Origin of the sequence: Chitinibacter sp. GC72, assembly GCF_009760905.1 — a bacterium.
In the GTDB taxonomy this organism is placed as follows: domain Bacteria; phylum Pseudomonadota; class Gammaproteobacteria; order Burkholderiales; family Chitinibacteraceae; genus Chitinibacter.
In genome coordinates, this window is the sequence record NZ_VIRW01000016.1 from 1 (window position 1) to 24,654 (window position 24,654).

Genomic DNA, 24,654 nt, shown 5'->3' on the forward strand with positions numbered 1-24,654 from the left:
CTAGCTAATCAGCCATCGGCCGCTCCAATAACAAGAGGTCTTGCGATCCCCCTCTTTCCCCCGTAGGGCGTATGCGGTATTAGCTATCCTTTCGGATAGTTATCCCCCATTACTGGGTACGTTCCGATGTATTACTCACCCGTTCGCCACTCGCCACCAGACCGAAGTCCGTGCTGCCGTTCGACTTGCATGTGTAAAGCATGCCGCCAGCGTTCAATCTGAGCCAGGATCAAACTCTTTCGTTTAATCGCTATGCTATTTTTACTACTTGGCTTGTACTTCAATACTCAAAGAAATAACGAGATGAACAATAAAGTTCGTCTTGTTAATTTTCTTTCTTGAGTGCAAGCACTTGTTTCGACTTACGAATCAAGCACTCACACTCATCGGCTGTAATTTGTTAAAGATCGGTGCGAGACAGAGAGAAACTTGTTTTGTTTCGCTGCGTCATCAGCAGAGAGGCCGAACTATACCCACCGCTCTGAAACACGTCAACACTTATCGACGAAGAAAAGCGAACAAAGGCGCTAAGTCATTGATCTGCATAGCAACGAAGTTTGAAACATATTTGCAGCACCAGAAAAAACCAGATTCGCAGCACCAGCACAGTACTGAACAAGTACAGCAAAAATTGCGCGCAATGGGCAGAAATAGCGACACCGAACGCTCAAACCAGGCAAAACCACCCCAGAAAATCATCAGAGTGCTGGCGTGAGCTGTGAGATGTATTGCCAAAACGGCTTATTACTATTCAGCAGTAATATTAGGTGCGACAATTCACCCCATTCAATTGCTTATATGTAGGAAGCCGCATGCCTTGGCAAGAACTCCGCCTTACCACCGACTCGGCACACGCCGAAGCTTATTCTGATGCACTGTTTGATTTGGGTGCGCTGTCTGTTTCAATTGAAGACGCTGCCGCAGGCACTAGCGATGAAAAGCCTATCTTTGGCGAACCAGGCGAGCCTGTCGATCAACTATGGGATACCAGTATTGTTCTGGCGCTATTTGAAGCTGATGCTGAAGTGGCGCTGATTGTCGCCGCTGCAGCGAATCAATTAGAACAAGCCGAGCCCAAGTTTGAGGTTGTTATTGTTGAAGAACAAGACTGGGTGCGCTTGACCCAATCACAGTTCGATCCAATCCCCATTTCACCACGCCTGTGGATTACACCAACGTGGCACGAATGTCCTGATCCGGCCGCGGTGAATATTCAGCTTGATCCAGGTCTGGCATTCGGCACCGGCAGCCACCCAACGACACGTCTGTGCTTGCAATGGCTGGACGCCAATATCAAAGGCGGAGAAACGGTACTGGATTACGGTTGCGGTAGCGGGATTCTGGCGATTGCGGCGATGAAGCTGGGCGCAGGTCCAACCGACGGGATTGATATTGATGCACAAGCGATGATCGCGTCGGAGCAAAATGCCGAACAAAACGGCGTAAGCGGCCGTTTCTTCTTGCCCGATGCAGCACCAGCGCAGACTTATTATGATGTGGTGGTCGCTAATATCCTGACCAATCCACTTAAAGCGCTTGCGCCACTGCTGGCTGGCCGCTGCCGTGTCGGCGGCCAAATTGTGCTGTCGGGCATTTTGTCGGAACAGGCGCACGAAATTGTGGCCATCTATGGCGAGTGGTTTGACTTTGTTGCACCAAAAGAACACGAAGGCTGGGTGTGTTTAGCTGGTGTACGTAAATAAAGCGTAAATATCGGTTAAAATCGCCGCCATGACTCAAATCACGCGCTGCCCTAATTGCAGCACCTCATTTCGCGTTACCGATGATCAGCTTGCAGCACACCAGGGCAAGGTGCGCTGCGGTCGGTGCTCCTTTGTGTTTAACGCGCGTGATTTTTTGCTGCGGGTTGAAAAAACCGAAGCGCCTGAAAAAGAACAAGAGGGTATTGCTCCACAGGCCAATCCTGAAAAGCCCTCTAAGGCAATACCCACAGAAGCTCTCATTCATGCAACTGAAGCAGCACCAGGCAGCATCCCGCCGCAGCCTCAACAAGTACAGCCTCAACAAGTACAGCCGCAACACGCAGAGCCCGCGCAAGCAGTCGAGTCAGCAACACAAACAACCGAGAAACCCGCTGAGCGCAAAAACGAGCGGGATCTGCAGCGCGCACTGGCGCGCTTGATCAAAAAAACGCAACGGCCAAAAACACGCAAGGTTCGCAAGCCATCGCGCCATACCATTGCAGTGCGCGAAGAAAATCTGCAGTCCGACGCAAATACCAATACTACGCTGCGCCAACCTAGCGAAATCGACACTGAAGCTGAATACCGCCCGATTCTGGATGATTCGGATGATCTGTTTTTGCCCCCCAAGCGCAGCCGCTGGGCTTGGCTATGGTCATTAGGCAGCCTGATGCTGCTGCTAGCACTACTGGCTCAGCTCGCTTTTAATTTCCGTCTGGAATTAAGTCAGGAATTTCCGGCCTTGCGCCCCAAATGGCAGGCTTTGTGCGTGCACCTGAAATGCGAGATGCCTCTGCCGCGGCAGGCTGATTTGCTTAGATCGGAATGGTCGGAACTGACTTACATTCCCGATCACCCGACGCTGATTCAGGTTAAAGCCACTTTGCGCAATCTGGCTCCATTCGAGCAGGCGCTCCCCAAACTTGAGCTAACCCTCACCGATGAAAATGAACGCGTGGTGGCAAAAAAAATCTTTCTAGCGAAGGAATACCTGGCTCAAACCGAAGCGGGCCAGCAGGCCATTTTGCCCAACGATGAATTGCACGCCTTTTTGCAACTTGATCTGGGTACTCTAAATTCCACCGGCTACTCGCTCTACTGGTTCTATGATTGACCCGGCGCAACCCTGCGGCGCTTCCCACTTGTAATTGCCAAGTCAAAGACCATACTGAGAAGATCATTTTTCAGGGGAACCGAGATGTCTACCGTTATGCTCAATGGCACGCCAGTCAGTATTGGTGGTCGCTTTCCACACGTGGGCGATACCGCGCACAGCTTTATGCTGGTTGATACCAATTTGCAAGATGTGGCGCTGTCCAAGTTCTGGGGCTTGCGCAAAATCATTGCCGTGGTGCCCAGTCTTGATGCCGCCATTGGCCTGACGATTGCGCGCCGGCTGGAAAAGCTGGCGTATGAGCTCAACAACACCAGCATCATGACTGTATCGGTTGATACGCCCTACGCTCTGGCCCGAATTGGTGAAGCGGAAGGCTTTCGCAAAATCCAGCTGATGTCGACATTGCGCGGGCGCGATTTTCATAAGGATTACGGCGTCATGATCACTGACGTGCCGCTATCGGGATTGATGACCACGGCCTTGTTTGTGCTGGATACCAACGATACCGTGCTGTATGCCGAACTGGTTGCAGAATTGATGAACGAGCCCAATTACGATGCGGCCATGGAAATTCTCAATCCGCCACCGGCCGAAGCAGAAGGCGAATAAGCGGCGTACGCCAAAAAAAAAGCCGATTTTTCGGCTTTTTTTTTATGACCACTGCCCCCATCTTTACTCTGGCAACAATCAAATTAATATTGCCCATATTCAACGACCACTTAATGATTGGAGATTTACCCATGTCCACAGTTACTCTTGGCGGCAACCCTGTCAACGTAAACGGCAACTTCCCTGCAACAGGCAACACAGCACCTGCGTTCTCGCTCGTTGCCAAAGACCTGTCCAACGTTACTCTGGCCAGCCTGGCTGGCAAGCGCAAGATTCTGAATATTTTCCCAAGTGTGGACACGCCAACGTGCGCCGCATCGGTACGTCGCTTCAATGAAGCCGCTGCCAAACTGGAAAATACCGTTGTATTGTGCATTTCTGCCGATTTGCCGTTCGCACAAAACCGCTTCTGCGGCGCCGAAGGCCTTGAAAATGTAGTGAATCTTTCAACCATGCGCGGCCGCGAATTCTTGGCCGCCTACGGCGTGGAAATTGCCGAAGGCCCACTGGCAGGCGTTGCAGCGCGTGCGGTAGTAGTACTCGATGCCAATGATCAGGTGCTGCACAGCGAATTGGTTGCTGAAATCAAGGAAGAGCCGAATTACGCCGCTGCTTTGGCCGTTCTGGCTTAAGCAAAAAAGCTGTACTAGATTCATCGTCAAAATCAGTCGGCCTTTCGGGGCTGATTGAACGAGTAAGCTGGCGGCGGTGACTGAATAAGGGCAGATACCGTAAAATGCAATATGACGGGTTTGCCCTTTTTTGTACGCCCTACTTTGTAAACCGCAGCACCGAGACAGAAAGTCACCATGAGCGATTGGCCAAACGAGCTATTTGAAAATCACCCGGCCTTCCAGCCCATCCGTGCGCACCTGTCACGCTTTTCAGCGCCCCCCAGTTATCAGGACTGGGCGGCGACTCCCGTGGTGGCACACAGCGCCAGTGGCGCGCCCATTCGCTTTGTCCCCAGCGAACAAATTAGTGAATATTATGAGCTAGCCATTTACCAGCATGGTTTGGTTGCGACACGGCTGAACTGGCATGACACGTTTAACGCCATGATCTGGCATGCTTTTCCACTGAGCAAATCAGCGCTGAACGCCATGCACCAGCGTATCATCGCCGCCGATCCGTCCTCCAAAGCCCGCGGACCTCGCCGCGACGCCGCCACGCTGTTTGATGAATGCGGCTTCATTCTGCCCTACTGCGACGAGCAATTACTGGATTATCTGATTGCGCATGAGTGGACCGAGCTGTTTGTCGATCAAGCCGCAGCATGGGGGAAGCGGATTTCTGCGTTCTCGTTCGGGCACGCCAATTTTGAACATCTGCTCGCGCCTTTTATCGGTCTTACCGGCAAATGCTGGCCAGTCAAAGTCCAAGCCGATTTTTTCCAGCGCGACACTGCAAGTCAATGCCAAGAACTGGATCAGACACTCTCCAGCCTGATCAATGACAATTGCTTGCAACAACCACGGCAATTACCCGCGCTACCCTACCTAGGCATCCCCGGCTGGTATCCGCAACAGAACGCCTCGTTCTACGAGAACCACCAATATTTCCGAAAAAAGCGTAACCATTCGCCAAACGATCATATGACGTGAGTTTTACTATGGTCACGCTGATGCTGATTTTGAATGGCAAACAGGCTAGCTTGTTTTAACAGTAGTGACGAATACAGGCAATCCGTAATATTGTAATGTACCTCACCAGAATTCATAGCAAGTTGTCCTTAGGTCAGGGAAGCGCAAAACTAACGGGACGGGCTTTGTCTAACACAGTAAAATAGAAATCACGCACCTCTGGTGTTTTTTTCACGTCTCAGGATTGATGCAGTGTTTTCGTTCTTCCGCAAAAAAGGTCCAGACGGACAAGAAGTCCTCACCCAAACCGCGCCGCTGACCCAGCCGGGGTCGACGCCCGAGACGCGACCGGGCAGTAGTGTGCCGCCATCAGAGAGCGGCCCAGCAACGGCTGCGCCTTCAAGCGTACCGAATGACCATCACTATGATTTGTCGCAGCTCTCGATTGAAGTCTCCAGCAGTAGTGACAGCATTAGCCCGGCCGAAGAACAAGCGGCAATGATGCATGCCAATGGCCAGCTTGCTGCCGCCGCCAAGATTTTGTTGCTCGACAAGCCCAACTTCGCCGGTAAGCGCCGGCTGGAATCATGGATGATGCTGTTTGAATTATTGCAGCAGCATAATCAACGTGAGGCCTATGAGGCACTGGGTCTGGATTTTGTCCTAGAGTTTGAAAAAACCCCGCCAACCTGGCGCGAACAAAATACCGTTTCGGATAAAAAACCCACCGCTAGCGGCTACTTTGCCCTGAGCGGCAAATTGTCGATCGAGAATATTGATAAATCGATCCAGACTTTTTATCAACTGCATAAAAATAATGATTTATTGCGCGTTGATCTGACTAAAATCACCGCCATCGACACCATTTCCGCTGCCGAGATTCTGGCCGCATTGCAGCAAAGCCACAAAAAACCCAATAGCCTGCAATTGATTGGCAGCGCCAAATTCATCGAGATTTTGAGATCGCACATTGAAGTAGGCCGCCGCCAACCTGCTGAAGCGCCGTTCTGGCTGCTGCTGATCGAGCTGCATCAAGTACTGGGCTTGCAGGAAGAATTCGAAAACATCGCGATTGATTACGCGATTACTTTTGAAGTTTCTCCACCATCGTGGGATCCACGCCAGGCCCCCAAATCGGCCGCACAAATTGCCAGTGATGAAGCGCAGGCCAAGGCCGAGATTCACGAGGCCGAACAGGAAAAAAACCGCCTGATCGGCAGCATTTCCAACGACAAACCCGAAATGCTGGCGCGGCTAAACGAGCTGGTTCGGGTGCATGCCAACCCGGTGATTGATCTGAATGCCATCGAGCGCATTGATTTTGACTCGGCCGGGCAAATGCTCAATCTGGCGATGGACTGGCTGCAACAAGGCAAGCAGGTGCGCTTTGTTAACGTCAACCCGCTGGTTCACACCTTGCTACGCGTCATGAGCATCACCGAAATGGTCAGCGTTGAATTACGCAAATAATCCGGCTTGCATTTCACCCAGAGTGTCGCCATCTAGCTCGCATATCTGATCAAACGCTGGAGTAATGTATGGAGCAATTTGACGGCACCACGATCGTCTCGGTACGCCGGGGCAATCATGTCGCAGTGGGTGGGGATGGCCAGGTGACGCTGGGCAATATCGTGATCAAGGGTACGGCGCGAAAGGTGCGCAAGCTGTATCGCGATCAGGTGATTGTTGGCTTTGCGGGCGGCACCGCCGACGCTTTCACGCTGTTCGAGCGTTTCGAAGCCAAACTGGAAAAGCATCAGGGGCATCTGACCCGCGCCGCTGTCGAAATGGCCAAGGATTGGCGTACCGACCGCATGCTGCGCCGCCTTGAAGCGATGCTGATTGTCGCCGATCCAACTGCCACGCTGGTGATCACCGGCAATGGCGACGTGCTGGAACCGGAAGGTGGGATCGCCGCTATTGGCTCCGGTGGCGCTTATGCCCAGGCTGCAGCGCGCGCCTTGCTGGAAAACACCGATTATCCGCCGGAAGTGTGCGTCAAAAAAGCACTCGAAATCGCTGGCGATCTATGTATCTACACCAATCAAAATCATGTGGTGGAAAGCATGGGCGCGCAAGCCATTGCGCTGAGCGACCAGAGCGATGCGCTGTAAGCCTGTTCAAACGCGCTGAATCAGCCCCATCAGGCGGCATTTCTCGTAAAATGTCGCCATGACCGATCCCATCCGCTTACTGCGCGAGCTTGATGCGCAGCATTTCACCTCCGGCACGTTGATTGCCGAACGTCTGGACATTTCTCGTTCCAGCGTCTCGACCGCACTGGCGCAAGCCGAACAATTTGGCATCACGCTGGAGCGGCGCAGTGGCGCTGGCTATCGGCTAGAACAAGATATCGATTGGCTTAGCCTCGATACACTCCGGCAGTATCTACCGCCAGACAGCATTCTGCATATCACTCTGGCTGATACCCTTGAATCGAGCAATCGACAGCTGCTAAAAAACCCGCAGCACGGGCATGTTCTGGCGTGCGAATGGCAAACCGGCGGGCGTGGCCGTCTGGGGCGGCGCTGGCTGGGCAGCCTAGGTGGCAGTCTGATGTTCTCGCTGGCCTGGCAATTTAACGGCGGCCCGGCTCAGTTGGCGGGCTTGTCACTGGCGGTGGGAGCCATCGTTGCGCAAAGCTTGCGTGAGGCGGGCGTCGCACAAATCGGCCTGAAATGGCCGAACGATTTATTGCTGCAACGCGATGCCAGCGCGGCGCAGAGCGACAATCCGGACTATGCCAAAGTGGGCGGCATCCTGATTGAAATGCAAGGAGATGCGCTGGGGCCGGCGCAGGTGGTGATCGGCATTGGCCTGAATCTATCTTTTCCGCGTCACTGGCAAGATGAGCTTGATCAACAGGCAGGCAGCCTGCAAGCCGCCGGGCTGCGTGACAACCGCAATGCCTTGCTAGGGCGATTGCTAGGTGCGCTGGAGCAAGGACTCGGCCAGTTTGCGCAAAGCGGGTTCGCGCCCATGCTGGCGCAGTGGGAGTCCTTGCACGTCTGGCAACTGCAGATGGTCAACGTGATCGCGCCCGACGGACAAACCCAGACCGGCCAGCTACTTGGCCTGGCTGCCGACGGCTCATTAAGGCTGTTGTGCAGCGACGGAGAAAAATTGATTCACACTGGCGATGTTAGCCTCAGGCGGCTGGCATGAACCCGCCTTTACTGATTGATCTGGGCAATACCCGCATCAAGTGGCGCCTGGGCGAACACGCAGCAGCGGGCAGCGCCAGCACGGTGGAGGAATGGATCAGCCAGTGCGCCGACCTGCCCCGCCCTGCTGCGATTCTGATTTGCGCCGTGGGCGCGCCCGAACGCTATCAGGCACTGGTGCAATTCTGCCTGCAGCACTGGGCTTTGCAGCCCCAACGCCTGCAAGTAAGCCGCTCGGCGCTGGACGTACACAACCACTATCAGGATTTAAGCCAGCAAGGCACTGATCGCTGGGCGGCGGTGCTGGGCGCCAAAGCCCGCTTTCCGGCGCAAAATTTGCAAATTGTCTCGGCTGGCACCGCGCTCGTCGTCGATACGTTGACGCGTGATGGTCAGTATCTAGGTGGCAGCATTGGCCCCGGCTTAGGCCTGATGAAACAGGCGTTATTTCATGGCACAGCGCAACTACCGCTGGCTCACGGCCAGCTTGTTGCATTTCCGTGCAATACATTGGATGCCATTGAAACCGGCTGCCTGCGTGCCATCAAGGGTATGCTAATGGAGAGCATACTAGATATGGCCTCCAATAATATACCCATCGATAAAACAATCATCTTCGGCGGCGACGCCGAACACATCGTTTCGCAGCTTAACCTAGCTGCGAAGACAGTAGATAATCTGGTTCTTGACGGCCTCTACGCCCTTTACCTTGCTGCCGACGGAGCATTTACCCAATGAAAGCCATTTTTGCCCTGCTCGTCATCGCCAATCTACTGGTCTTTGGCTGGTATCAGCTTGACGCTCAGCCGATGACGGTCACACTGCAAAGCCGAGAGAAAAACGCCTCAGCAGTCAAAGTGGTAACCGGCATGCTCGGCAATAGCCAGGAGCTAACGGCGGCACCAGAAGAAACCCCACTTAGCGAAGCATCAAGCGAGCCTGAAGTGAGCCCAGTAGCCAGTCCAGTCACCAGCCCTGAGCCCACCCGAGCCGCCAAAGCCACAGCCGCCCCCACGCCGCTGCAGCTGGCCTGTGCCCGCTGGACTGGCATCACCGGCGAGCAGATTGCCACAGCCCGCGACAAGCTGCGTGCGCTGGGCATCAACGCCACCGAAACCAGCAGCGGCGAATCGACCAAGGTCTGGGTGTATATGCCGCCGCTGGAAAGCATGGAAGTGGCCAAAACCAAGGCCGCACAGCTGGCCGAGCTGGGTGTGACAGATTACTTTATTGTGAATAATGGCGGGCGCTGGCAAAACGCCATCTCGCTGGGCATCTTCAGTACCCGCGAGGCCGGCGAGCGCCATCTGGCCGAATTGCAAGCCAAAGGCGTCCGCTCCGCCGTGGTGCGCGATCGCGATGATACCCTTAAGCAAGCGAGCTTTAACGCGCGCAATCTCAGTGAAGCGCAGCTGGCACAATTGAACAAAATCAGCCTGCAATTCAAAGGCTCGGTGGTTCGCGAACTCAATTGCAAATAACTGGATAAACAAAAAGCCCGAAAGATCGGGCTTTTTCAGTTTAATTGCAGCGCTGAGTAAACATAATCGCGAATGACAATCAGGGGTAGCTGTATTGCTGCCAGCGCAATTCCGGATCGCGGACAATATAGATTTCCGGCGTAGGGCTCGCCACAGGCTTGGCCGCCACCGTTTCACCCCAGCTTATTCTGGGCTTGGCTGCCGTCGTTGCACTGCCAGCGGCGCTCGTTGCCGATAGGAAATTCGGCAAGACCTTACCGGCAGGCAGGCTGCCAGCGGGCATCACCCGCACCAAACCTGGCGTCACCGCTTCGTTCGCCGCAGCATGCGAGGTATTCCGGCTGGTTTTATGCGTTGCCGCTGCACGGCGAGGGGCTTTGGAAGGGACGTACTGACGCACCAGCGGAGCCTGTTGGGTCTGTGAAACAGGGCGGCTGCTGCCGTATTTGGGTGGCACATACTGCACCACAGGCGGCTCGCTGGGCGCAGCGGCCGCTTCATGCGCCGGCGGATCGGCCTTGAGCTTGCCACCCGGCTTGAGGTTTTCCACCTGGGTAGGCGGGGCATTCTTGATCGTACCGTGCGTGGCCGCGGGTTTGGCGCTGGCTTTTGCGCCTGCAGTCGGCGCTTCATTGGCCATCAGTAGCGCGGGGAACATCAGACAAACCGCCAGATAGTATTTCATTTTTTACCCTCCCGACCCACAAACCGGACGTAATCGCCCGCCTGAACCGCATTGCCGGACATGGCACCGACCGAAAACAGCGGTTGCACCTGCATCACCTGCACACTACCCACAATCTCTTCGGGTAAACCCAGACTCATGCTTGGATCAAAACTGGCCGCCGCCAGCGGCAATGCACCGGGCTGTATTCGATACACCTGCAGGGTATCGCCCACAGCGACTTGCGAGGTAACACCTGCATCAAAATACACCCTGCCTTTTTCAACCCGGGTAATCCGGGCGGAAAAAGGAATGCAGCCAACATCCTGACTGAGCAAATCAACACCTTGCTGCAATTTGGTATCAATCAGGCGGCCAAAATCGGTTTCTTTAAATCCAGCCGTCCCCATGCTGGTGGCGCTATCTTGCATCACCGTCCCGCTCGCTTTGCCTGCCAGCAGATGCCGGTTGATCAATGCGCCCGACACCCCGTCAAACACAAACAGCTCATACTCGAAGCGCCGTGCCTGCGGCGTGGCTTTAAAGCCGAAGCCGGTAAAATCAACTAGCGGCAAATTCAGCTCCAGCTTGCGCTCGCCCGCTTTCACATCGCCACGATGGCGGCTGAGCGTGTAGCGCTCGCCACTGGTCGATAAATCGCGCACCACCGCGCCTACAATAAACTGCACGGCGTAGCGGCGCGCCATTTCGCGGACACGCTCGGGTTGCAACAGCGGATCGCTCAATTGGGGCTGCAACTCAAACACCGCTTCAGTTTGCGTGCGCTGTGGCAGAAATGCACCGCTCTCGTAAAACTTGCGCACCATTTCCAGCTGCAAACCCTCTGAAAAGCGATCCAGATCGGCCATTTGCACCGGACGTTGAATCCAGATGTGCGAAACCAGAATCTTCCGCTTATAACCACCGCCATGACACTGCTGAACACGAGGGCTGGCAGCAGCCGTTTCGGCCGCCACCGAAGGCAGCTCGGCCGGTGCTACTGCGGGATCGACATCCACGATGACATGCAAAAAGCCATTGCTTTGCCACTCTTTAAGCTGGCGATATTCACCCAGCGGAGCGCCGCGCAACTGGCTGGATTCGCCCCACTTTTGCCCTGACTGTTGCGTATGGCTGGTCAGATTCGCACCATTGAACAAGGCGGCATTTTCCAGCGCGTCGGCAATCGCCGCGCGGCGAGCCGATTCCAGCCCTTCGCTGCCCAAAGGCGCAATGCCTTCGTGTTGCGCGGCCAGTACACTGGCGCTCAGCCCCAGGGCCAGCGCAAAAGTACGCAGCATCATCACAGTGACAGATAGAAATTCTGGCTAGGCTGCACTTTCATCGACACCGGCTGCGGAACGACTTTCATCGGTGCGGCATCACTGGCAGGTGCTTCGCCTGTCGTGCTATGCGCAGCAGCCGATTGCGCTGCACGATAAAAATCCCCGCCTAGCGTCAATTCCAGCGTGGTTTCAAAAGCGCCATCGGGCAGTGGCGTCACAGTAACAACGCGTGCACCGCGAAGATGCGCCTCAACATAAGCACGAAAGCCGTCATTATTCATCGCCATGGCCGATACCGAGCTATTGCCGGTAATTTTGATCCCAGCAACAGTCTCAGCTAGCGAACGATAGGCATCGAGCTTGGCCGCCCGCATGGCCAGCAAACGGCGCTGCGAAGGTGACAAACCATCCATCGTGGGCATGGCCCCATAACCCACGGCAGTAATTTTGCCGGGCAATACCACCGGCGGCTGAGCCACGCCTTCAGACGAATGGGCGGCTGTATGCTGTGCGGTGCCGGCGCACGCGCTCAAACCCAGCAACAAGCTGCTTGCCAGCGCAAAAGACAAGGCAGATTTCAATTTAAACGGGTGAGGCATCATGCTCTCCTGACGATATCGGTTGGGCTTTTTCCACTCTAGCCAGCGCCAGACGAAAAGCCAGTGGCTCGCCTCTCCGGCCCGACCATCAGAGCCGGTGACGTGTGCTGACCGTCGTGCCAAAGCAAGGAGCCGCCCTCTTCGGACTATATCGGCAGGCAGGCAGTTTTCTGCAGCCTGCAAGATGACAACTTGCTTAAATTTTCTTAAAAACCAGATCCCAAACACCGTGACCGAGCTTGATGCCGCGGTTTTCAAATTTGGTCAGCGGACGATAATCCGGGCGCTCGGCGTAGCCGGTTTCGCTCCTGGCGGTGTTTTGCAACGCGGGTTCGGCACTGAGCACTTCCAGCATTTGAATCGCGTAATCTTCCCAATCGGTAGCCAGATGCAAATAGCCGCCGGTTTTAATCCGCGACACCAGCTGCTTAACGAATTCAGGCTTGATCAGGCGACGTTTGTTGTGACGCTTTTTGTGCCACGGATCGGGAAAGAAAATATGCGCGCCGTCGAGCGAATCAGGCGTAAGCATATGTTCCAGTACTTCGACCGCGTCGTGCTGGACAATACGCAGATTGGTCAACGATTGTTCGCCGATTAATTTGAGCAAGCTACCGACGCCGGGCGTATGCACTTCAACGCCCAGAAAATCGGTGTCTTGGCGTGCAGCCGCAATTTCGGCGGTCGCCGTACCCATGCCAAAGCCGATCTCTAGGACACGCGGTGCTTGGCGGCCAAAAGCGGCGTCCAGATCAAGCGCGGCTGGCGCGTAATCAATGCAGAATTGAGGGCCAAATTCTTCCAGCGCGCGCGCTTGGCCAGTCGATAAATGCCCCTGGCGCAGTACAAAGCTGCGAATCGAGCGGCGGCGCAGATTCTCTGCGCCTTCGTCGGCGATGGGTGTATTGTCGGCCGCGTCGTTTGGCTCGGCAACGCTGCTTGGGTGTTCGTTTTCAGTGCTCATGGCATATCCTTGCGATGCAAAAACGCCGCGCTCCCTGACCCAGATGATCAAGCCGCAACGGCGTTTTGTTCAATCTGCGCATTTTAATCCCCACGACCGTTTTCACCAAGCACGGCTGGCAGTTTTTACTTGCCCATTCCAACGCGGGGCTAATTGTGATTTGCCGCAATCAGCAACAGCCGAGTTTGCTTGCCAATTGCATAACAAGCGCAAACGCAACAATGCTGCTTTTGCATTAGACAATCATTATCATTTATATGGTTTTCACGAAAAACTGAATACTTCAGGAGAGAAGTTATGACGTTCAAACCAATCGCAGCCGGAATTTTGTTAATGCTTGCGACACAAACTTATGCCTACGAAGACTCGGGAACAGTCGAAGCCGGTCATTGGGAACTAGAGCTGGGAATCGAACGTGCATCTGCTGAGAGCGGGGATGAAACAGCTCTGGAGCTCGCTGCCACTTTGGCTTATGGCCTTAGCGAGAATCTCGACATTTTCATTTCTGCCCCTTACCAATCGAACAAAGTCGCAGAAGAAAGCCGGCAAAAAGGCCCGGCAGATGTGTCATTGGGGCTCAAATGGCGATTTGTCGAGCACGACAAACTGAATCTGGCACTGGCTGCCAGCGCCAGCCTACCCAATGGCGATGAGAAAAAAGGCCTGGGCGCAGGTCGCAGCCAATATGCCGCCAACTTGATCGCCGATTATCAGTTGAGTGAATTAACCTTATTTGCCAATAGTGGCTACACCTATGCAAATAATCGTGCGGGTGAAAAAAAAGACATCTGGAATTTGGCACTGGCAGCCGAATACGCCTTTAGCGAGCATTTCGCCGCCAATCTTGAATGGAGTAGCGAACGCAATGCAGAGGCTGGAGCCCATCAGCATCCAGCGTATCTGGGCGCCGGCATCACCTGGAGTCCAGCTGAGCAGCTTGATGTGGACTTGGGCTACCAATACGGACTCAATCATGCTGCGGATGACCATATTGTCTCTGCGGCGGTGACGTTGCACTTTTAAATCACGCCACACTGCAATGGATTGAAACGATAGGATTGATGATCATCAGCAGTAGGGTGACCATCAATCAGATTGCCCCCGCAAGTGCACTCACACACCCAGACTGTAATAGCGGTACACGGTATCGAGCTGATAACCCAGCGATTCATACAAAGCCTGCGCCTTGCTATTGGTATGCGCCGTTGACAGCTCCAGCCACGCCGCGCCTGAGTCACGCGCATGCTGCGTGGCCTTGTTCATCAAAGAGCGCGCCACACCTTGCCCACGCGCCGCGTCACTGACGAATAAATCGGACAACAGCCAGATGCGCTTGGCGGCAATCGAGCTGAACACTGGATAGAGCTGGACAAAGCCCAGCGCAGCACCAGCATTGTCCTGTCCGAGCAAAATCACCGATTCGCGCAGACTCAGCCTTTCAGCGATAAAAGCACGCGCAGCGGGCAAATCATGTGCTTGTTCATAAAACACGCGGTAGTCGGCGAACAGCGGTGCGATCAAATCCAGATCGTCGAGCGTGGCGTAGCGAACAGTGGTCATTGATGATATCCATACAAAAGGGTATTGGCCTGCAGAATAGTGGGAATCTAATCTGCAGAGCAATACCCTAATGATGCCGATTTAAAAACACAGTGTTTTCAAACTAATCCTTCTACGACAGTAAACCCGTATGCGCAGGCGAGCGAGCCAAAATAATTTGAGTCAGGCCGAAGCACAGAAACCGGAATGTACTCAAAGTACATGAGGATTTCGAGCATCGTACTGACTCAAAGTATGCAGGCGCAGCCGCCTGATCATGCGGGTTTATTTGGCTGCGATCAGGCCCGATGTCGGGCTTGATGGATCAGCACTATACAATTTGCGTGGTACACGACCGGCCAGAAAGGCGTCACGACCGGCTTGCACGGCCAGCTTCATGGCGCGCGCCATGCGAATCGGGTCTTGCGCACCAGCAATCGCGGTATTCATCAAAATCCCGTCGCAGCCCAGCTCCATTGCCACGGCCGCATCAGATGCCGTGCCCACACCCGCGTCGATCAATACCGGCACATTGGCCGAGTCGATAATCAGGCGCAGATTCCACGGATTCAAAATCCCCATGCCCGAACCGATTAATGAGGCCAAAGGCATGATCGCGCAGCAACCGATTTGCTCCAGCTCTTTGGCGATAATCGGGTCATCCGAGGTATACACCATCACATCAAAGCCATCTTTAACCAGCGTTTCAGCGGCTTTGAGCGTTTCACGTACATTCGGGTACAGCGTGTTCGGATCGCCCAACACTTCGAGTTTCACCAATTTATGGCCGTCGAGCAATTCACGCGCCAAGCGCAAAGTACGTACCGCATCTTCAGCGTTGTAGCAGCCTGCGGTATTCGGCAAATACGTGTATTGCGACGGCGGCAAGGCGTCGAGCAAGGATGGCTGCGATGCATCCTGACCAATATTCACGCGGCGAATGGCCACGGTGACAATCTCGGCGCCCGACTCATCGACCGCAGCGCGCGTTTGCGCGAAATCTTTGTATTTACCAGTCCCAACAATCAGCCGTGACTGATAAGTTTTGCCTGCAATTTGAAAAGCATCATTCATTATTCTTGCCCCTGTTGGAATCAATAAGCGAGGTATATGCCTGCAGGCCAATATCAAAAAGCTCTAGCAGGCAATACCCATTAACCACCGCCGACGGCGACCACCATCTCCAGCACATCGCCATCGAGCAGCTGCGTGCTGGCGTGCTCGCTTTTAGGCACGATCTCGCCATTGCGTTCAATCGCAATGCGTTTGCCAGTCAACTCCAGCTCGACGATCAATTGGGAGACGCTCAGTGACTCGGCAAACTCGCGTGCCGCGCCATTAATAGAAATCTGGATCATGGTTTAAACCGATATGGAAAACTTGGCTGCGATATTAACATGCAGACCGAAAGCTGCTTTGATGCCACGCAGGGATTGGCCGATTTTTCGCGGATTTGCAGCAGCACGGCCACTAGGGGCCCGCACTGCTGCCAGGTGACCAGCGAGGCTAAGCGCGCACCCGCTGCAAACGATAGACCGTAGGCAAAGCGCGCAAATGCTTGAGCACTTTAGCCAGATGGATGCGATTGTGCACTTGCAGCGTGAATTGCACGCTCAGATAACGCTCGTGCGATTCGACAGCATCGCCCATCGTCACCGCCGCAATATTGGCTTCGGCTTCGGCGACCACCGCCGCCAAAGAGGCCAGCGTACCACGCTCGTTTTCGGCCAGAATCTTGATCGGCACGTCAAACAGCCGGGCCACATCCGGATCCCAGTCCACATCGATCAGCTTATCGGCATCGATGCGGCCTTTGGACACCTGCGGGCAATCGTGGGTATGCACGACCAGGCCGTGATCTTTTTTCACAAAGCCCAGAATCGGATCGCCCGGAATCGGGTTGCAGCAACGGGCAAACTGGATCGCCATGCCTTCGGTGCCACGAATCGTGACCGACATCGGCTTTTTGCCCTGCCGCCCGTCTTCAGACCAGGTTCCGGCCAGCTGAAGCAGTCGCTTGGCTACGACAACACCTAGTTTCTGCCCCAGCCCGACATCGGCCAGCACCGCTTCGCGTGATTTTTCGCCGCTTTCGCGCAGGTATTTTTCCCAGATGTCGTCATTGACATGCAGTGGCTGATGCAGCGCCGAGAAGGCCTGATTCAAGAGACGCTCGCCCAGATGCACCGATTCATCAAAACGCATGGTTTTGAGGAAATGGCGGATTTGCGAGCGCGCCTTGCCGGTCGTCACAAACGAGAGCCAGCTAGGGTTGGGCTTGGCATGCGCCGCCATCACGATTTCAATATGATCGCCATTTTTCAGCTTGGTCCGCAACGGCACCAGCTCGTGATTCACCTTGGCTGCAATACAGCCGTGCCCCACATCGGTGTGGACGGCGTAGGCAAAATCAACGCAGGTTGCACCATTGGGCAAGCTGAGGATTTTGCCTTTCGGCGTGAAAACATACACCTGATCAGGAAAGAGATCGACTTTCAGATGCTCAAGAAACTCGACGGCATCGCCCGATTCAACCTGCAATTCCAGCAGAGATTGCAGCCATTGATGGGTTTTTTGCTGTACTTCGGAGAAACCTTCATCGCCACTTTTATACATCCAGTGGCTGGCGACGCCCGCATCGGCAATCCGATGCATTTCGGCCGTGCGGATTTGCACTTCAATGGGCGTGCCATACGGGCCGAACAGCGTGGTATGCAGGCTTTGATAGCCATTGCTTTTGGCAATGGCGATGTAATCTTTAAATTTGCCCGGAATCGGCTTAAACAAAGCGTGCAAGGCGCCGAGCGCCAGATAGCAATGCGCATTGTCTTTGACAATAACGCGGAAAGCATAAATATCGAGCACCTCGGAGAAGCTCAGGTGCTTTTCAACCATTTTGCGATAGATCGAAAACAGATTTTTCTCTCGCCCCGAAACCTGCGCTTCGATCTGGTGCGCGACCAGCTTGGCATTGATCGAGTCGAGAATTTTTTGCACCACCTCACGGCGGTTGCCGCGCGCGGCTTTCAGCGCTTTGGACAAAACATGATGCCGGCGCGGGTGCAGGTATTTGAACGCCAGATCATCCAGCTCCTGATACACCGCGTTCAGCCCAATGCGGTTGGCAATCGGCGCGTAGATTTCCATCGTTTCGCGGGCAATGCGTTTTTGCTTGTCGGCACGCATTGAATCCATCGTTCGCATATTGTGCAAACGGTCAGCCAGTTTAATCAGCATTACGCGCAAATCGCGCGCCATCGCTAACAGCATTTTTCGGAAGTTTTCCGCCTGTGCTTCTTCCTTGCTCTGGAATTCGAGCTTGTCGATCTTGCTCATGCCATCGACGATCTCGGCGACCGCTTTGCCGTATTTCTCGGTCAGCTCCAGCTTGGTCACGCCGCTGTCTTCCATCACATCGTGCAGCAGTGCGCCAGCCAGGGCCTGCGCGTCGAGCTTCCATTGCGTGAGGATGGTCGCCACGGCCAGCGGGTGCGAAATATACGGCTCGCCCGAACGGCGCATCTGGCCGCGATGCGCGTTTTCAGCGAATAAAAAAGCCGCCCTTAACATCTGGCGGTCTTCTGGCTTGAGATAAGCCGTGTGCTCGGTAAGGAAGCGGTTGGCTTCCTCAATCACGTCAGGGGCTTCCTGCAGTGCAGGGACATCCTCAATAGTGAGCGCCGAGTCTGCTGTCATCATTAACCACGGTTACGCGTCAGAATTTCAACACCAACTAACCCTGCAGCCATTTCACGCAAAGCCAGCACGGTAGGCTTGTCGCGGCCATTATTATCCACTTGCGGTGACGAGCCGTTTTCCAGCTGGCGAGCGCGGTAGGCCGCAGCCAAAGTCAAATCGAAACGGTTTGGAATACGATCCAGACAATCTTCAACCGTGATACGGGCCATAATTTATTCTCCGAAATACTCAATGCAGGCGCGCCAGCGGGTATGCCCAGCCGACGAAACCGCAGATTATAACATCATGCCGATGGTTTTAGCCTTTCAGGCTTGAAATCAATGCAGTATGGCGGTTGGACTGGCGAGCCAGCGTCAAACGCTGTGCACGTACCACTGCCACAATATCGCGCACCGCATCATCAATGTGCTCGTTCACAATCACATAGTCAAACTCATCAACATGGCTGCACTCCTCACGCGCCACCGCCATGCGTTTGGCAATCACGTCTTCGCTGTCCTTGCCACGATTGCGTAAACGGGTTTCCAGTGTATCCAGCGAGGGCGGCAACACAAAAAGGCCAATCGCTTCGGGGAACAAACGCCGCACCTGCTGCGCGCCTTGCCAGTCGATTTCCAGCAAAATATCGCGGCCATTATTGATGACGTCATTGATCCAAACTTGCGACGTACCATAGTAATTGCCATACACCTCGGCGTGTTCCAGCAACTCGCCTGCATTGATCATGCGCTCGAATTCGGCGCGTTCAACAAAGTGATAATCCTTGCCATTGACCTCACCGGCGCGTGGCTGGCGGGTGGTGTAGGAAATAGACAGCTGGACATTCGCATCCGCAGCCAACAAGGCCGCCACCAGCGTCGTCTTGCCGGCGCCCGACGGGGCTGTCACGACAAATAAATTACCTTTGGCCATGTTTGGCTCCAAGTAGATTGAATATGACCTTGAGTATAAGGGAACTCGGGACGATCAGAAAACAGGATGACACATGGGCTCGGATACCAAGCAGAGAGATCGCAAGTCGACAGACGCATTTGGTGTGTTAAATCAATTACCGCGATGTCCGCGCTCGATCGTGACACCAACCCGGCCTACGTCTTTCAGAATATTGAGTTTGGTCACTGACACCCTGATCCAGGGGGCGCCAAAATCATGCAGCAGAATGTGGGCAATATGTTCGGCGAGTGCTTCGATCAGCAGAAAGTGTTTTTCTGCCATCACGGTGCGCAAATGCGTGACGACTTTGTCGTAGTCGATGGTATCGACCAGATCGTCCGACACACAGGCGCGGGCTGAAGGCAGGCCGATTTCCAGATCCAGCTCAACGGCTTGCGACTGGGTGCGCTCCCAGTCATACCAGCCGATAACCGTTTCGGCGCGCACTTGCTGCAAATAAATAATGTCCATGTTCGGATCGTGCGACCGCCGCCGCAGCGCAGAACGCTTTGAGCGGGTGGCGGATTCGCTATAGAATCAAAAGCTCACGATTGTAGTGGAATTTGGGATGAACCTCACCTTAGTATTTTTCATCATTGCCGCCTATCTGATCGGCTCGCTGTCGTTTGCAGTGATTGTTAGCCGCGTGATGGGGCTGGCTGACCCGCGCAGCTATGGCTCGAATAATCCGGGCGCGACCAATGTACTGCGCTCAGGCAATAAAAAAGCCGCTGCGCTCACCTTGCTGGGCGACGCGCTCAAAGGCTGGGTCGCCGTTTTTGCCGCGCAACAACTTGCGCCGGTTTTCGGCCAAGGCGCAACGTTTGATCAAACCATTGCAGCCGTTGCGCTCGCCGTCACGATTGGCCATATGTGGCCGGTATTTTTTAGCTTCAAAGGCGGCAAAGGCGTCGCCACGGCGGCGGGCATTTTGCTCGCGCTCAATCTGTGGCTGGGTTTGGCCACGCTGGGGATCTGGCTGTTTGTGGCGAAAGGGCTGAAAATTTCATCGCTCTCCGCGATCTGCGCCGCGCTTGCCGCACCTTTTCTGTGCTGGTTTTTCCTGCCTGTGCCGGCTTATATCGCAGCGGTCATTGCGATTAGCGTGCTGCTGATTGTGCGCCACAAGCAAAATATTGCTGGTTTGCTAAGCGGTAAAGAGGGCAAGATTGGTGAGAAGGCTAAGTCGTGACACCTGCGATGAAGTCTGTGATGACGCCTTCAAGCAAACAATAGGCAATAAAAAACCGAGCCAGCAGCTCGGTTTTTTATTGGGCACTGCTAAGCGATCAAGCCGCTTAGCTCGCCTGCTTGGTGTGATCACGCACAATGCGCGCTTTTTCACGCTGCCATTCGCGCTCTTTCTCGGTCTGGCGTTTATCGTGCTGCTTTTTACCCTTGGCCACGCCGATTTCCAGCTTGATATAGCCACGGGTGAAATGCATATTCACCGGCACAATGGTGTAACCGGCACGATCAACTTTCATCGCCAGCTTTTCGATTTCGCGCTGCTTGAGCAATAATTTGCGGGTGCGAACGACATCGGGCAGCACGTGCGATGAGGCATTGATCAGCGGCGAGATATGGCAGCCAAACAGCCAGAAGTCGCCGTTTTTATAAATGACGTAGGATTCTTTGAGCTGAACACGGCCGGCGCGAATCGACTTCACTTCCCAGCCTTCCAGCACGATCCCCGCTTCAAGGCGCTCTTCAATAAAATATTCGTGAAACGCCTTACGGTTGTCGGCGATAACCATGCCGTATCATCCTGCACTGCAAAAAGAAAGAATTCTAGCACCCCGGAGGGCTCACTGACCATGAAACGTATTTTTTGCCTGTATACCGGCGGCACCATAGGCTGTACCGACAGCCCGAATGGCCTGATACCCATTGGTGGTATATTGCCAGAGCTAATATCCAATCTTAACCAGCAGCATATACCCAGTACAGAAATCACATTACACGAGTATAGCCAGGCGCTGGACTCTTCATCCATCGGCCCGCAGGAATGGCACACCATCGCCGAGCAGATCGCCAGCCGCCTGACACAGTACGATGCGTTTATTATTTTGCACGGCACCGATACCATGGCCTGGACTGGTGCCGCGCTGCACTGGCAGCTGGCCAATCTGCCCAAACCGGTGATTCTAACTGGCGCGCAAAGGCCGTGGATCCACCCGGGTAGCGATGCGCCGGCGAATATGCGGCTGGCGCTTGACGCCGCCTGCAGCACGCGGGCGGGCGTTTATCTGGCATTTGGCGGGCTGGTACTGCCAGCCTATTGCATCAAGAAACTGGATGCCGACGCCGACACGGCGTATGGCGCGCCCAATCAGCCCGTTCAAGTGACTTCCCCAGCGATAACACCGTCTGGAGAAGTATCTAGTGAAAAGTCTGCTGAGCAGGCCAAATTTGCTTTTCTGCCGCTCAACGCCAGCCGCAAAGTGCTGGCACTCAAGCTCTATCCCGGCTGTGAAGCGGCAATCTGCGCCATGCTGGGCAGTCAGCACTGGGATGGCATCGTGCTGGAAAGCTATGGCAGCGGCAATCTGCCCAACCACGCGGCGCTGATTAACGCCTTGAGCCAGCAGGCCAATCACGGCTGTGTGATCATCAATTGCACCCAGTGCATCGCGGGCGAAGTGCGGCAAGGACTCTATGCAGCGGGCGATATTTTGAATCAGATGGGGGCCTGGCCAGCGGGCCGACGCACGGTGGAAGCGGCGATCACCTGGCTTTACACGCATCTGGGCCGTGCAACCAGTGATGTTTTGCGCCAGCAGTGGCAATTTGTCGCCAGTCTGTGATATAGTCGCGCCCTGTTGTGATTTGGCGCTCTGCCAGCTCACAACGCCTACGATTCTTTGCGGTGGCTGGTCACTGTAAAGGCTTCGACGGCGGGTCTCCCCGCATAGCTAGAAGGTCAACCTGGTCAGGTCCGGAAGGAAGCAGCCACAGCTTTTGATGCTAGTGCCGGGGGTCGGGCTCGCCACCTCCTCCCCTTTTTTGAGTATTCAGCCGAGATGTTGCCCTGCATACATCGCTAGGTATATCCCTGCACGTCGGAATTTATCTGCTCCACAAAGCAATACCCCCTAGCCTGACAGCTCACACCCGCACCATGCACAATTATTGCGCCATATCAAAACACGCGTGCGCACAAAAGCGCACTATACGTTTCGCAAGCTGATGCTTCGTGTATCTCCAGTGGTCATTGAGCGCCGATCTTTTGATCGGCGTTTTTTTTCGCCTTGAAAGCCCACGCCCCGCACTGCATAATCGCCAGACTTTCCATCAGGCGTAGATTGGCATGAAATTTCTGTTTGACCTCTTTCCCATTCTGCTGTTTTTTGGCGCCTACAGTTATACCCAGGATATTTTCATTGCCACCGCCACCGCGATTGTGGCGACCTTCGGCCAAGTGATTTACAGCTGGGTACGCCATCGCAAAGTCGACACCATGCTGTGGATCAGTCTGGTGCTGATTACCGTACTGGGGGGCGCCACGCTGATTTTCCACAATAAAACCTTCATCCTGTGGAAACCCACAGTCCTGTACTGGTTTTTTGCGCTGGCCCTGCTGGGTACATGGCAGCTCAAACAGATTAATCTGATCGAAAAACTGATGAATGGCCAGATTGCCTTGGAGCGCCCCATCTGGACCAGGCTCTTGCTGGCCTGGAGCGTGTTTTTTGCCGCCATGGGCTTTGTGAATCTGTTTGTCGCTTACCAGTTTGACGAAGCGATCTGGGTCAAATTCAAGTTATTCGGTTTTACTGCGCTCATGCTGGTCTTTGTGGTCGCGCAAAGTCTGTACCTGTCACGCCATATCCAATCTGAAGCCGATACCCCGACCGACCCCAAATAACATCCCAAGGAAATACCATGCCTTTATACGCCATCATCGGCACCGATAAAGCCGACTCACTGACTGATCGCTTGGCGGTGCGCCCAGCGCATCTGGCGCGAATGGAAATTCTAAAAAACGAAGGCCGCCTGATTCTGGCTGGCCCATTTCCGGCCATCGACAATGTTGACCCAGGCCCGGCAGGATTTACCGGCAGCCTGATTGTGGCCGAATTTGATGATCTGGCCGCCGCTGAGCATTGGGCGAGTGAAGATCCTTACACCACACATGGCATTTTTACCCAAGTCATGGTAAAACCTTTCCGTCATGTTTTGCCCTAAGAGTCTGGTATGATGAGCATCGCCGACGAAATCCGCACCCGTTTGGCCGCCCTAGCGCCTGAAAACATTGAGCTTTTCGACGATAGCGCCGCCCACGCGGGACACGCTGGCGCAGCCAGTGGCGGTGGGCATTTTGAGTTAACGATTGTATCGAACGCGTTTATTGGCAAAAAGACGCTGGAGCGGCACCGTATGGTCTACCAGCCCTTATCTGATCTGATTCCGCATCGTATACATGCACTGAGTATCCGTGCTTTAACGCCGGATGAATTTTGATGTTGGCTATTTTGAACGAAGGAAATCGCATGTTTAAAGCAAACCGTCTGGCTCTGGCCATTGCTGCTGCTAGCTTGTCAGCTAGTGTTTTTGCTGCTCCGGCAGGTACTGTGGCCACCGTCAATGGCGTTGCCATTCCACAAGCAAAATCAGATGCTTTTGCCAGCGAGCTGGCACAACGCGGTCAAAAAGATTCACCTGAGCTGCGCGCAAAAATCAAAGACGAATTGATCAAGAACGAAGTGGTTTATCAAGAAGCACTGAAAAAAGGCATGGATAAAAATCCGGAAGCGCTAGCGCAACTGGAAATGCTGAAACAGCGCATCATCATCGGCGCTTTCGTAAATCAATACGTCAAAGCCAACCCGCTGACCGATTCGGATCTGCGCAAAGAATACGACAAAATCAAAGTGACTTTTGGCGGCAAGGAATTCAAAGCTCGTCATATTCTGGTAGCGACCGAAGCGGAAGCCAAAGCCATTCTGGCCGACCTGAAAAAAGGCAAGAAATTTGACGAATTAGCCAAAGCCAAATCAATGGACAAAGGCTCTGGTGCCAACGGTGGCGATCTGGGCTGGGCTGATCCGAAAAACTTCGTGCCAGAATTTGGCGGCGCGCTAGAAAAACTGCCTAAAGGCAAGATTTCAGACCCGGTTAAATCACAGTTTGGCTTCCACATTATCAAGCTGGACGACGTACGCGAAGCCAAAGGCCCGTCTTTTGAAGAAGTAAAACCACAACTGGAACAACAGCTGCAAGGCCAGCGCATCCAGAAGATGGTTGAAGAACTGCTTGCCAAGGCGCAGATCGTTCAGTAATAAGGCCGATCCGGGTGCTTATTCGGATTAA

30 protein-coding genes, 1 rRNA gene and 1 other RNA gene are annotated in these 24,654 nt (G+C 54.3%); 19 read left to right on the forward strand and 13 right to left on the reverse strand.

Annotation, left to right across the window (positions count from 1 at the left end; all coding sequences use genetic code 11):
• Positions 1–245, reverse strand: a 16S ribosomal RNA gene (locus tag FLS37_RS12365); the annotation flags it as partial.
• 567 nt (positions 246–812) lie between these two features.
• Between FLS37_RS12365 and prmA the strand changes: the two genes are divergently transcribed.
• The 10 genes from prmA to FLS37_RS12415 all read left to right on the forward strand — a co-directional run bounded on the left by prmA (position 813) and on the right by FLS37_RS12415 (position 9,657).
• Positions 813–1,703, forward strand: coding sequence for a 50S ribosomal protein L11 methyltransferase (prmA, locus tag FLS37_RS12370; protein WP_157670258.1), 891 nt, complete (start codon positions 813–815; stop codon positions 1,701–1,703).
• A gap of 28 nt (positions 1,704–1,731) precedes the next feature.
• Entirely contained in the window at positions 1,732–2,817 is a 1,086-nt protein-coding gene (locus tag FLS37_RS12375) for a DUF3426 domain-containing protein (protein WP_157670352.1), read from the forward strand.
• A gap of 84 nt (positions 2,818–2,901) precedes the next feature.
• Positions 2,902–3,429, forward strand: a complete 528-nt coding sequence (gene tpx / locus FLS37_RS12380) for a thiol peroxidase (RefSeq protein ID WP_157670260.1) — start codon at positions 2,902–2,904, stop codon at positions 3,427–3,429.
• A gap of 131 nt (positions 3,430–3,560) precedes the next feature.
• Positions 3,561–4,061 (forward strand): thiol peroxidase, encoded by a 501-nt coding sequence (tpx, locus tag FLS37_RS12385; protein ID WP_157670262.1) that lies wholly within the window; start codon positions 3,561–3,563, stop codon positions 4,059–4,061.
• Positions 4,062–4,238: 177 nt separating this feature from the next.
• Positions 4,239–5,033, forward strand: coding sequence for a DUF3025 domain-containing protein (locus tag FLS37_RS12390; protein WP_157670264.1), 795 nt, complete (start codon positions 4,239–4,241; stop codon positions 5,031–5,033).
• Positions 5,034–5,264: 231 nt separating this feature from the next.
• Entirely contained in the window at positions 5,265–6,482 is a 1,218-nt protein-coding gene (locus FLS37_RS12395) for an STAS domain-containing protein (protein ID WP_157670266.1), read from the forward strand.
• Positions 6,483–6,550: 68 nt separating this feature from the next.
• Positions 6,551–7,126 carry an ATP-dependent protease subunit HslV gene (gene hslV / locus FLS37_RS12400; protein ID WP_157670267.1) on the forward strand — a complete coding sequence of 192 codons (576 nt, stop codon included), beginning with the start codon at positions 6,551–6,553 and terminating at the stop codon, positions 7,124–7,126.
• Between the two features lie 58 nt (positions 7,127–7,184).
• Positions 7,185–8,177: a biotin--[acetyl-CoA-carboxylase] ligase gene (locus tag FLS37_RS12405; protein ID WP_157670268.1), complete on the forward strand. Its 993-nt coding sequence runs from the start codon at positions 7,185–7,187 to the stop codon at positions 8,175–8,177.
• Positions 8,174–8,914: a type III pantothenate kinase gene (locus FLS37_RS12410; protein WP_157670269.1), complete on the forward strand. Its 741-nt coding sequence runs from the start codon at positions 8,174–8,176 to the stop codon at positions 8,912–8,914. The genes FLS37_RS12405 and FLS37_RS12410 overlap by 4 nt, the downstream gene beginning before the upstream one ends.
• Positions 8,911–9,657, forward strand: coding sequence for an SPOR domain-containing protein (locus tag FLS37_RS12415; protein ID WP_157670271.1), 747 nt, complete (start codon positions 8,911–8,913; stop codon positions 9,655–9,657). The genes FLS37_RS12410 and FLS37_RS12415 overlap by 4 nt, the downstream gene beginning before the upstream one ends.
• A 79-nt stretch (positions 9,658–9,736) precedes the next feature.
• On the opposite strand, the gene FLS37_RS12420 is transcribed toward FLS37_RS12415, so the two are convergent.
• The 4 genes from FLS37_RS12420 to trmB all read right to left on the reverse strand — a co-directional run bounded on the left by FLS37_RS12420 (position 9,737) and on the right by trmB (position 13,170).
• The gene (locus FLS37_RS12420; protein ID WP_157670273.1) at positions 9,737–10,342 is read right to left on the reverse strand and encodes a hypothetical protein; all 606 of its coding nucleotides are present in this window, start codon (positions 10,340–10,342) and stop codon (positions 9,737–9,739) included.
• Positions 10,339–11,625: a flagella assembly protein FlgT middle domain-containing protein gene (locus tag FLS37_RS12425; RefSeq protein ID WP_157670275.1), complete on the reverse strand. Its 1,287-nt coding sequence runs from the start codon at positions 11,623–11,625 to the stop codon at positions 10,339–10,341. Before FLS37_RS12425 ends, FLS37_RS12420 begins: the two co-directional genes overlap by 4 nt.
• The gene (locus FLS37_RS12430; RefSeq protein WP_198314615.1) at positions 11,625–12,206 is read right to left on the reverse strand and encodes an LPP20 family lipoprotein; all 582 of its coding nucleotides are present in this window, start codon (positions 12,204–12,206) and stop codon (positions 11,625–11,627) included. The genes FLS37_RS12425 and FLS37_RS12430 overlap by 1 nt, the downstream gene beginning before the upstream one ends.
• A gap of 196 nt (positions 12,207–12,402) precedes the next feature.
• On the reverse strand, positions 12,403–13,170 hold the full coding sequence (trmB, locus tag FLS37_RS12435; RefSeq protein WP_157670279.1) for a tRNA (guanosine(46)-N7)-methyltransferase TrmB: 768 nt from the start codon (positions 13,168–13,170) through the stop codon (positions 12,403–12,405).
• Here trmB and FLS37_RS12440 point away from each other — a divergent pair.
• Both FLS37_RS12440 and FLS37_RS12445 read left to right on the forward strand, forming a co-directional pair.
• A complete protein-coding gene (locus tag FLS37_RS12440; protein WP_157670280.1) occupies positions 13,169–13,471 on the forward strand; it encodes a hypothetical protein in 303 nt (100 codons plus the stop codon). The two genes, trmB and FLS37_RS12440, sit on opposite strands and share 2 nt — an antisense overlap.
• Positions 13,468–14,193 (forward strand): transporter, encoded by a 726-nt coding sequence (locus FLS37_RS12445; RefSeq protein ID WP_157670282.1) that lies wholly within the window; start codon positions 13,468–13,470, stop codon positions 14,191–14,193. The genes FLS37_RS12440 and FLS37_RS12445 overlap by 4 nt, the downstream gene beginning before the upstream one ends.
• 90 nt (positions 14,194–14,283) lie before the next feature.
• Here FLS37_RS12445 and FLS37_RS12450 read toward each other — a convergent pair whose 3' ends face one another.
• The 7 genes from FLS37_RS12450 to FLS37_RS12480 form a co-directional block, all read right to left on the reverse strand.
• Positions 14,284–14,730: a GNAT family N-acetyltransferase gene (locus tag FLS37_RS12450; protein WP_157670284.1), complete on the reverse strand. Its 447-nt coding sequence runs from the start codon at positions 14,728–14,730 to the stop codon at positions 14,284–14,286.
• Between the two features lie 264 nt (positions 14,731–14,994).
• Positions 14,995–15,783 carry a thiazole synthase gene (locus FLS37_RS12455; protein ID WP_157670286.1) on the reverse strand — a complete coding sequence of 263 codons (789 nt, stop codon included), beginning with the start codon at positions 15,781–15,783 and terminating at the stop codon, positions 14,995–14,997.
• Positions 15,784–15,863: 80 nt separating this feature from the next.
• Complete coding sequence (gene thiS / locus FLS37_RS12460) at positions 15,864–16,067, reverse strand: sulfur carrier protein ThiS (RefSeq protein WP_157670288.1); 204 nt, start codon at positions 16,065–16,067, stop codon at positions 15,864–15,866.
• Between the two features lie 148 nt (positions 16,068–16,215).
• Positions 16,216–18,405, reverse strand: coding sequence for a bifunctional (p)ppGpp synthetase/guanosine-3',5'-bis(diphosphate) 3'-pyrophosphohydrolase (locus FLS37_RS12465; protein WP_157670353.1), 2,190 nt, complete (start codon positions 18,403–18,405; stop codon positions 16,216–16,218).
• A 2-nt stretch (positions 18,406–18,407) separates the two neighbouring features.
• Entirely contained in the window at positions 18,408–18,617 is a 210-nt protein-coding gene (rpoZ, locus tag FLS37_RS12470; protein ID WP_157670290.1) for a DNA-directed RNA polymerase subunit omega, read from the reverse strand.
• A gap of 88 nt (positions 18,618–18,705) precedes the next feature.
• Positions 18,706–19,320 (reverse strand): guanylate kinase, encoded by a 615-nt coding sequence (gene gmk, locus FLS37_RS12475; RefSeq protein ID WP_157670292.1) that lies wholly within the window; start codon positions 19,318–19,320, stop codon positions 18,706–18,708.
• A 132-nt stretch (positions 19,321–19,452) separates the two neighbouring features.
• A complete protein-coding gene (locus tag FLS37_RS12480; protein WP_157670294.1) occupies positions 19,453–19,812 on the reverse strand; it encodes a dihydroneopterin aldolase in 360 nt (119 codons plus the stop codon).
• Between the two features lie 97 nt (positions 19,813–19,909).
• Between FLS37_RS12480 and plsY the strand changes: the two genes are divergently transcribed.
• Complete coding sequence (gene plsY, locus FLS37_RS12485; protein WP_157670296.1) at positions 19,910–20,533, forward strand: glycerol-3-phosphate 1-O-acyltransferase PlsY; 624 nt, start codon at positions 19,910–19,912, stop codon at positions 20,531–20,533.
• Positions 20,534–20,639: 106 nt separating this feature from the next.
• Here the strand turns inward: plsY and smpB are convergent, their stop codons facing one another.
• Complete coding sequence (gene smpB, locus FLS37_RS12490) at positions 20,640–21,098, reverse strand: SsrA-binding protein SmpB (RefSeq protein WP_157670298.1); 459 nt, start codon at positions 21,096–21,098, stop codon at positions 20,640–20,642.
• Between the two features lie 60 nt (positions 21,099–21,158).
• Here smpB and FLS37_RS12495 point away from each other — a divergent pair, with 60 nt between their 5' ends.
• From FLS37_RS12495 to FLS37_RS12520, 6 genes are all read left to right on the forward strand, one after another.
• A complete protein-coding gene (locus FLS37_RS12495) occupies positions 21,159–22,148 on the forward strand; it encodes an asparaginase (protein WP_157670299.1) in 990 nt (329 codons plus the stop codon).
• Positions 22,149–22,237: 89 nt separating this feature from the next.
• Positions 22,238–22,335: signal recognition particle sRNA small type (gene ffs, locus FLS37_RS12500), an RNA gene on the forward strand.
• A 316-nt stretch (positions 22,336–22,651) separates the two neighbouring features.
• Positions 22,652–23,209 carry a septation protein A gene (locus FLS37_RS12505; RefSeq protein WP_157670301.1) on the forward strand — a complete coding sequence of 186 codons (558 nt, stop codon included), beginning with the start codon at positions 22,652–22,654 and terminating at the stop codon, positions 23,207–23,209.
• Positions 23,210–23,226: 17 nt separating this feature from the next.
• Positions 23,227–23,529: a YciI family protein gene (locus FLS37_RS12510; protein ID WP_157670303.1), complete on the forward strand. Its 303-nt coding sequence runs from the start codon at positions 23,227–23,229 to the stop codon at positions 23,527–23,529.
• A 9-nt stretch (positions 23,530–23,538) separates the two neighbouring features.
• On the forward strand, positions 23,539–23,805 hold the full coding sequence (locus tag FLS37_RS12515; protein ID WP_198314616.1) for a BolA family transcriptional regulator: 267 nt from the start codon (positions 23,539–23,541) through the stop codon (positions 23,803–23,805).
• A gap of 29 nt (positions 23,806–23,834) precedes the next feature.
• The gene (locus FLS37_RS12520) at positions 23,835–24,623 is read left to right on the forward strand and encodes a peptidylprolyl isomerase (RefSeq protein WP_157670305.1); all 789 of its coding nucleotides are present in this window, start codon (positions 23,835–23,837) and stop codon (positions 24,621–24,623) included.
• Positions 24,624–24,654: the final 31 nt, after the last annotated feature.

Coding starts and splice junctions, on each gene's coding strand:
- prmA (WP_157670258.1), top strand. CDS start 813: ATGCCTTGGCAAGAACTCCGCCTTACCACCGACTCGGCACACGCCGAA.
- FLS37_RS12375 (WP_157670352.1), top strand. CDS start 1,732: ATGACTCAAATCACGCGCTGCCCTAATTGCAGCACCTCATTTCGCGTT.
- tpx (WP_157670260.1), top strand. CDS start 2,902: ATGTCTACCGTTATGCTCAATGGCACGCCAGTCAGTATTGGTGGTCGC.
- tpx (WP_157670262.1), top strand. CDS start 3,561: ATGTCCACAGTTACTCTTGGCGGCAACCCTGTCAACGTAAACGGCAAC.
- FLS37_RS12390 (WP_157670264.1), top strand. CDS start 4,239: ATGAGCGATTGGCCAAACGAGCTATTTGAAAATCACCCGGCCTTCCAG.
- hslV (WP_157670267.1), top strand. CDS start 6,551: ATGGAGCAATTTGACGGCACCACGATCGTCTCGGTACGCCGGGGCAAT.
- FLS37_RS12405 (WP_157670268.1), top strand. CDS start 7,185: ATGACCGATCCCATCCGCTTACTGCGCGAGCTTGATGCGCAGCATTTC.
- FLS37_RS12410 (WP_157670269.1), top strand. CDS start 8,174: ATGAACCCGCCTTTACTGATTGATCTGGGCAATACCCGCATCAAGTGG.
- FLS37_RS12415 (WP_157670271.1), top strand. CDS start 8,911: ATGAAAGCCATTTTTGCCCTGCTCGTCATCGCCAATCTACTGGTCTTT.
- FLS37_RS12420 (WP_157670273.1), bottom strand. CDS start 10,342: ATGAAATACTATCTGGCGGTTTGTCTGATGTTCCCCGCGCTACTGATG.
- FLS37_RS12425 (WP_157670275.1), bottom strand. CDS start 11,625: ATGATGCTGCGTACTTTTGCGCTGGCCCTGGGGCTGAGCGCCAGTGTA.
- FLS37_RS12430 (WP_198314615.1), bottom strand. CDS start 12,206: ATGCCTCACCCGTTTAAATTGAAATCTGCCTTGTCTTTTGCGCTGGCA.
- FLS37_RS12440 (WP_157670280.1), top strand. CDS start 13,169: ATGGCATATCCTTGCGATGCAAAAACGCCGCGCTCCCTGACCCAGATG.
- trmB (WP_157670279.1), bottom strand. CDS start 13,170: ATGAGCACTGAAAACGAACACCCAAGCAGCGTTGCCGAGCCAAACGAC.
- FLS37_RS12445 (WP_157670282.1), top strand. CDS start 13,468: ATGACGTTCAAACCAATCGCAGCCGGAATTTTGTTAATGCTTGCGACA.
- FLS37_RS12450 (WP_157670284.1), bottom strand. CDS start 14,730: ATGACCACTGTTCGCTACGCCACGCTCGACGATCTGGATTTGATCGCA.
- FLS37_RS12455 (WP_157670286.1), bottom strand. CDS start 15,783: ATGAATGATGCTTTTCAAATTGCAGGCAAAACTTATCAGTCACGGCTG.
- thiS (WP_157670288.1), bottom strand. CDS start 16,067: ATGATCCAGATTTCTATTAATGGCGCGGCACGCGAGTTTGCCGAGTCA.
- FLS37_RS12465 (WP_157670353.1), bottom strand. CDS start 18,405: ATGACAGCAGACTCGGCGCTCACTATTGAGGATGTCCCTGCACTGCAG.
- rpoZ (WP_157670290.1), bottom strand. CDS start 18,617: ATGGCCCGTATCACGGTTGAAGATTGTCTGGATCGTATTCCAAACCGT.
- gmk (WP_157670292.1), bottom strand. CDS start 19,320: ATGGCCAAAGGTAATTTATTTGTCGTGACAGCCCCGTCGGGCGCCGGC.
- FLS37_RS12480 (WP_157670294.1), bottom strand. CDS start 19,812: ATGGACATTATTTATTTGCAGCAAGTGCGCGCCGAAACGGTTATCGGC.
- plsY (WP_157670296.1), top strand. CDS start 19,910: ATGAACCTCACCTTAGTATTTTTCATCATTGCCGCCTATCTGATCGGC.
- smpB (WP_157670298.1), bottom strand. CDS start 21,098: ATGGTTATCGCCGACAACCGTAAGGCGTTTCACGAATATTTTATTGAA.
- FLS37_RS12495 (WP_157670299.1), top strand. CDS start 21,159: ATGAAACGTATTTTTTGCCTGTATACCGGCGGCACCATAGGCTGTACC.
- FLS37_RS12505 (WP_157670301.1), top strand. CDS start 22,652: ATGAAATTTCTGTTTGACCTCTTTCCCATTCTGCTGTTTTTTGGCGCC.
- FLS37_RS12510 (WP_157670303.1), top strand. CDS start 23,227: ATGCCTTTATACGCCATCATCGGCACCGATAAAGCCGACTCACTGACT.
- FLS37_RS12515 (WP_198314616.1), top strand. CDS start 23,539: ATGATGAGCATCGCCGACGAAATCCGCACCCGTTTGGCCGCCCTAGCG.
- FLS37_RS12520 (WP_157670305.1), top strand. CDS start 23,835: ATGTTTAAAGCAAACCGTCTGGCTCTGGCCATTGCTGCTGCTAGCTTG.